The sequence below is a fragment of the Huintestinicola sp. genome (assembly GCF_050874005.1).
Classification (GTDB): Bacteria; Bacillota; Clostridia; order Oscillospirales; family Ruminococcaceae; genus Huintestinicola.
In genome coordinates this window covers 1-6,138 of record NZ_JBNMJV010000076.1, presented here as the reverse complement: position 1 = coordinate 6,138, position 6,138 = coordinate 1, and the positions used below count along the sequence as shown (strand labels likewise).

Annotated in this window: 3 protein-coding genes and 1 pseudogene; all 4 read right to left on the bottom strand. The window is 42.4% G+C overall.

Annotated elements, in window-relative coordinates:
- Positions 1-333 precede the first annotated feature (333 nt).
- A pseudogene (locus ACR0QN_RS13855) lies at positions 334-1,011 on the bottom strand (TIGR00266 family protein); the annotation flags it as partial.
- A gap of 98 nt (positions 1,012-1,109) precedes the next feature.
- Positions 1,110-3,467 carry a LuxR C-terminal-related transcriptional regulator gene (locus ACR0QN_RS13850; RefSeq protein WP_432651813.1) on the bottom strand — a complete coding sequence of 786 codons (2,358 nt, stop codon included), beginning with the start codon at positions 3,465-3,467 and terminating at the stop codon, positions 1,110-1,112.
- Positions 3,468-3,685: 218 nt separating this feature from the next.
- Positions 3,686-5,833, bottom strand: a complete 2,148-nt coding sequence (locus ACR0QN_RS13845) for a clostripain-related cysteine peptidase (RefSeq protein WP_432651812.1) — start codon at positions 5,831-5,833, stop codon at positions 3,686-3,688.
- An 87-nt stretch (positions 5,834-5,920) separates the two neighbouring features.
- On the bottom strand, positions 5,921-6,138 hold a 218-nt coding region (locus ACR0QN_RS13840; RefSeq protein ID WP_432651811.1), incomplete at its 5' end, for a hypothetical protein.

Here is a 6,138-nt window from a genome sequence, read left to right as displayed (position 1 = left end):
GTTTTTGTGGTTATTAACATTATACCATATTGGAGCTTTTATTGTACTATTTTTTTCCATTTTTTAAAAAAATTCTGCTCGTTTTTCCCTTACCTACGTTGTTCCTTTGGATTTGATACTTGCTTTTTGGGGAAACTTAAACAATATAAAAATTAGCAAGGCGTACATCTTACCGTTGTGGTATGATGTACACCTTGCATTTTAAGGGGATTTTAGATAAATAATAGTATGAAAATAATGCGGCATACAGTTTTCTCCCGGTGAAAAAACTGTATGCCGCAATATCTGCGCTCTTTGAAAAAATTATAGATAACCTTGTGAACTATGCAGTCATTATCCGTTGTTTGTAACTATGTAGGGCTGAACAGCGCTTGCAAGAATGTTTGCAGGCATTGTCTGGAGCCAGATCTTACCCGGTCCGGTAACCTTTGTGTTGAAAAGTCCCTCGCCGCCGAGAAGTGCATTTCCGATTCCCTTTACCGTTTCAATGTCCATTGAGCAGGTCTCCTCCATTGCTGCAAGATAGCCTGTGTCAATAAGCATGGACTCACCTGCAGCAAGGTCATATTCAACATAGCTGCCGTTTATTTCAAGGAAAACCGTTCCGTTACCCGAAAACTTCTGCATGATGAAGCCTTCACCGCCGAAAAGACCTGCTCCCATCTTCTTCTGGAAGAAAATATCCATATTTACGCCTATGGTATTTGCAAGATATGCTGATTTCTGTGCAACAATAGCCTTTGATGTTGTATCAAAGCAGAGTACATCGCCGGGAAAGCTGCTTGCAAAAGCTATCTCACCTGCAGCGCCCTGTGCACTGTACTTGTTGCGGAAAATAGACTCACCTGTTACAGCGCTCTTTGCCATTTTTCCAAGAGCTCCGAGCAGACCTGCTCCTCCGCTGCCAAGGTTAGTTTCCATTTTCATTGATGCTGTCATCCAGGACATAGCGCCCTTCTGACATTCCACGGATTCTCCTGCTTCCAGCTTACAGATAAGCACAGGAAGCGGTGCGTTTTTTACTTCTTACTGCATAATAAAAACCTCCATTTGATTTTATATATTACCGTTATCCGCTTATGCGAAAACGGAAAATACCATATTACCATTCAGATAAGCTTCATACCTCGGGCAGTCATGACCGCTTCGGTCTTGTTTTTTGCATTAAGCTTGCGATAAACCTCTTTTATCCTCGAACGCAGGGTTTCATAATTCATATTAAGCCGCACAGCAGTTTCCTGTATTGATAAACCATCCGCAAGGCAGGTCAGTATCCTTATATCCATAGGCTGCAGCTTTGAAAAGTCCTTTGCCGTTGCTTTCAGATACATTGGATAGCATCTTGATATTCTGCCCGTTTCGCTGACTACCCGTTCAAACCATTCACGGTTTATCTTTTTATTTCGGCTGCAGCTGTCAGAGCATTGACTCAGCATCTCATATACAGCAGCGCCCTCCTCTGAAATAATGGGGATAAATCTGTATTCACATATTTTTTCAAGAGCCTTGATGAATCTGCTTTCCCATTCATCACCTTTTCTGAATAAAATAACAGATGTCAGAATATCAAGCTCCATATTTATATATTTTCTGTCACAACGCTGGGCATAATACCGCAGGGTTTCTATAAGAGCATATGCTCTGTCGTAATTTTCATAAGCTATATAACAGCGTATTTTTGTAAGATACCGATAACGTTCCAGAGCAATAAACATTACGCTTTCATCGGGAGCTGTCTTCATCCATTGTCCCACAGCGTCCATATCTCCGCTGTATAATGCCATTCGGCACCTCATAGCCTCAATATTGGGATAAAGTCTGTGCAGGTTTTCGCTTTGTGCAGTCTTTTCAAAGGATCTGAGCAGTTCCCTTGCATTATCAATTTCGCCGTGACTTATATACTGCCTGATAAGCGTTGCATTGGCAGCAAAAATAAGTTCGGTTTTTCCTCCTGCCTCCGCTTCAAGCTTAGCCTTTGAGATAAGGGAGATTATCTCGTATGGATCGCCGCCCTTTTCGTAAAAGCTTTCCGCAAGTGCTGCATTGGCTAATCCCTTACCGTATTTTCCGAGAAAAGCGCAGACAATATTTCCCGCTGTTGCTGCTATCTCTCTGTCGTGCTTGCTCCAATCGCAAAAATCCTTACCGCCGTTCATCAAAGACGGAAGATTGCTTGTGACCGAAAATTCGGGAACGGAAAGTGATTTTTCCGTAAGCAGAGTATAGCAGTCCTTGATAATCTGCAAAATATTAACGCTTCCTCTGCTCGACAGACCAACATCAAGATATGCTATAAGGCAGATGGCTTCACGCTGTTTTGAGCCTGTTGTTCTGTTCTTATATGCTTTCAGTTCGTTGTACCAATACTCACTCTTATCAAAATCCAGCATCATGGAATATAGCATAGACATAGCAGACATCAAATAAGCATTGTTTTTGATGTCCTTATCAGACAGCATAAGATAATATTTTCTCATTTCAATGAAATAACCCGATTCGGGACTTTTCCTTGAATTACGTATCAAAAGCTCACGGATACGGTCGGGATCGTTATATTTTGCATACAGCTCAAGTGCCTTATTATCCTCACCGCAGCTCTCATAATATCCGCCTGCAAGAACTGCGTAATTATGAAGGTCATTCGTCGATATTTCCTTGACTGCTTTTCTGCGCAGGGCACTTTTCATCTGATAACGCAGAGTATATACATCGTTCTTTTTTTCTAAAAAATTACCTGAGTCCATTGTGCGCTCAATAAGACTGTATACAGCTGAATTACCTGTTATTATGGAAGCAAGTGCCTCGGAAAAGCTGTCAACGATGCTTATTTTTAGCAGAAAATCAACTATCTCCGAACTCAGCTCTGAGATAATATCCTTTTCCAGATAACTCTGGAACATGATACTGTTCTGCTCAAAAAGCTCATTGCCTATCCGATTTCCCGCCAGAAGCTGCTGGGCAGTATATTTTACTCCGAATGGATTTCCCTCGCAGCATTTGCGCTGAAAACGCAGCTCCTCCTCGGATAGAATTATTCCTTCGGAACGCATATATTTGTCGATACCTTCCTCGTTCAATGCAAGGTCTTCTTCGGGAATAATAAGCATGTGGCAGGTGACAACAGTGTCATACAGCCAGCTTGGCATCATGCTTCGTCCAAGTATTATCACCCAGAGCTTTTTTTTCCTGCAGAGTTCCTTTATCTCGCTGCGCAGCTCATCGCTGTCAATAGCGTTTACGTTGTCTATCACGACTGTAACGGCTCGTCCGCATTCATCGGGGATAACGGACAGGTCACAGCTGTTTTGTCTGCATGGAATGTATATATATTTATCCTTTTTGAAATACTGCTTGACAAGCTCGGTTTTGCCATAGCCCGTTGCTCCGTAAATATAGACATTCTGCTTTAATAGCTTGGCTGCTTCCAGCTTTTTGAAGGCTTCGACGGGTTTTATATATTCGTTCAATGATGTTCACCTCATAAATTACCCGTTTTCTACATTATATCACAACTTTTGAAAAATGTCATCACCTTTTTGGGTGAAAAAAGCAGGGGAACACAATATTCCCCTGCACTAATACTAATTTCTAATCAAAGTATAGACAAAAAATCCGCACAAAACCCATATACGCAAGCTTTTGCACGGATTTTTTGTCAACTTTATGATAGGAAATTAGTATAAGGTTATGATATTTCGCTGTAATAAATATCCCCGCCGTCAACAGTGAAGTTCACAAAATCGGTTATGAGATAATCACCGAATATATCGTCAATAGAAAATCCGTAAAGATACTCGCCGTCATAAAGCATATCAAAGAATATTTCCGGCTCGCCTTCAACAACATATTCATCACCGTAATAGTAATATTCATCATCACTATCCACGGCATATGCATAGTAAATGGGAGTAATTACATCACCGCTTTTGAGCTCATAAACATTTCTTGCCGCCATGCCGTTTTCGTCAATACCGTCCCATATTCCGTCAATGGAAACCGTACCGTTTGTGTAATCATGAGTAATTCTCAGGTTGGTTTCTTCGCCGTTTATGAGAACGGGAGAGGTGTAAACGTCATATCCGTCGCACTCTTCAACAACATATACCGCAAGTATCTGACCGTCGGGAAGAGAGAACCAGTAACCATCGAAATTATCCGTAAAAATACCGTTTTCCCAATCGGGGATAATATCAACGCTAAGTCCAAGCTCAATAATGTCCTCCATATCCTCCGAAAGCATATAAACGCACGCCTGCACGCTTGCGGTATATTCAAGAGATTCATCGGTAAGAGAGAAGCCGAATGTACCGTCCTCAAGAAGCTGCGGTTCGTCATAGAATACTATAAACGGACTGTCACCCGTTGCTTCACATTCGCCGTAATTGTCCCAGTAATCGGAGTAATCATCGGTTTCATCGGTGCTGAGCCAAAGGTCAAGAACAGATGAATTGTCATAATTCTCCGTGTTTCCGCTGTTCGTGCTTCCGTAAACGGTTCTGTCAACAAATGAGAGATAATAGGGACTTACTGCCACATCTCCGAAAATTTTCAGCTCGGAAGAACCCTGAAGCTCCAAAGGATAATATGCTGAAAGTCCGCAGGCATCGGAATGATCCGAACCATTTCGCTTGTAGATGACAGCTTTGTCAATAGCGGATAATACCTTGTCAGCACCCTCGGAATATTCTGCACCCGCTTCGACGATACCCGACAGATCCACCATATTGGTGTAGCCCTCCGACTTATTGTTTCCGCCGTAATTATCGGCTTTCTTGATTTCTCTGACAAAAGCTGAAAGAACTGAATTATCCTCGGAAGCTTCATAGAGGTTTTTGGCATAATCGTTAAAGCTTATAATAACATCATCAATTTTGGAAAGGTCAATAACAGAAAGTGTAGCACCGGATTCCGAATCTATCTCCGCACAGCCTTCATAAAAGCTGTCGCATACGACCTTTCCAAGCTCTGCACCGTCAGCAGTCGGATCATTACTGAGAAAATCCCCTATGGCGGTGTAGTCCCAGCCGTACCCGGGTTCTGTTTCCTCAGAGCCGTACATATATCTTGAATAGGTTGCAAGGATATTTGCCGTTTCAACAGTACCCATAAGGCAGGCGTCAAATCCGATAAATTCAAATTTATCCGTCATTTCCGCAGACACCGATGAAAGTGCGGAATCGATTTCTACAAGGGAAAGGCTGTCGTCCTCGGACAGTTCGTCAAAGCATACTCCCGAAATACTTCCGCCGCCGTGATTCCAGAAGATAAGCCCCATTTTTGCGGCAGGGCAGTTATTTACACCCCATTTCAGAAAATCCGAAAGTGTATCGGCAGAACCCATTGAAGCGGAGGGCTGTTCGTCAAGCATATACATCTCACCGTCCGAGATCTCATATCTGCATATCCCGTCCGAGCTTATGACCTCGTTCTGCCAGAGAGCAGTTCCTCCTGTCTGAATTACAAACCTGACATTGCTGCTTGTAGAAGCGTCAAGCATTTCCTGTATATCGTATGTAGCAAATCCTCCGTCGCTTTCAAGGTCTGTTCCGCAAAGGTAAACGAAAATAGTCCAGGTGCCGTTTTCACCCATAGGCACAGACGCTGCTGTATTTCTTTGAATATTGAGCCTGCCGTTTTGGTCAAGTGATACCGAAACGCCAATGTCCGTTATTCCTGTTTTGTCCTTCTCGTCTGATTTTATCTCCGTTGTTTGTGCAGAATCGGATGAAGCTTCCTCTGCAATATTATCTTCCTCATACAGATCATCTGAACAGCCGCATAAAGAAAGTACAGATACAGCACAGAGCATTGATAATATCTTTTTTACTTTCATTTAAAATTCCTTTCTATAAAAACATAAACAAAGCCGACTATTTATGCAGCAGTCGGCTTTGTGTCTAGGGAGGAAAAATTATTTGATTTAGCTTAACATAGCAACAGCAGTTCCCATGTACACTATCGTTTCATCAGCGGTGAGATACTGTCCCTCATATACCGCACCCGCAGTGTTCAATATAAATACCTGTCCGTCCTCTGTTTCTGCAAAACCGATCTCAAAAGTCTGCTCTGTGTAAACATCGGAACCTGTAAGTAAAGTCCAGGTAATTCCGTTTTCATCGGTTTCGGTTTCGGAAGTAT